Here is a 749-nt window from a genome sequence, read left to right on the forward strand (position 1 = left end):
TGACGTTGCCCCCAGTTTCTATCCAGTTTTGAGTTCGTTTCCGGCGTGGGTTGTGCCCTGCTGGGCCGGTGAAGCGACGGGCGCTGGCGCGGAGCCTTTGGCATAGCGCAGCGCGAGCGACCGTCGCGGATTAAAGGTGCTGGCGAACTCGGCCGGGGTCTGCCAGGCGATTTGGGAGTGCGGCCGCGCGGTGTTGTAGTCGGCGTGCCACAGGGCGATGGCGACGCGCGCCTGAGCCAGCGAGGTAAACAGCGTCTCGTTGAGCAGTTCATCGCGCAATCGGCCGTTGAAGCTCTCGATGAAGCCATTCTGCATCGGCTTGCCGGGCGCAATGTAATGCCATTCGACGCGGTTCTGATCCGCCCAGGAGAGGATGGCGTTCGAGGTGAACTCGCTGCCATTGTCGCTGACGATCATCCTCGGCCGGCCGCGCTCGGTGATGAGCCGGTCCAATTCGCGGGCAACCCGCATGCCCGAGAGAGACGTATCAATGATGAGTGCCAGGCACTCTCTCGTGCAGTCGTCGACGACGGCCATGATGCGGAAGCGGCGCCCGTCGGTGAGCTGGTCCGATACGAAGTCAAGCGACCAGCGCTCGTCGGGCCTCAGCGGCACCAGCATCGGCGCCCTGGTCCCGATCGCCCGTTTGCGGCCGCCACGGCGGCGAACGGCGAGCTTCTCCTCCCGATAGAGCCGGAACAGCTTCTTGTGGTTCACGACCAGGCCCTCCCGCCTCAGCATCACGAGAA

The 749-nt window shown here is 64.6% G+C and carries 1 protein-coding gene; it reads right to left on the minus strand.

The annotated features are described in order from the left end of the window. Nucleotides 1-18 precede the first annotated feature (18 nt). Nucleotides 19-749: IS3 family transposase (locus tag NKJ46_RS34685; protein ID WP_352671863.1), on the minus strand; the 731-nt coding region annotated here is incomplete at its 5' end.

This window comes from Mesorhizobium sp. M0166, assembly GCF_040322255.1.
Lineage (GTDB): Bacteria > Pseudomonadota > Alphaproteobacteria > Rhizobiales > Rhizobiaceae > Mesorhizobium.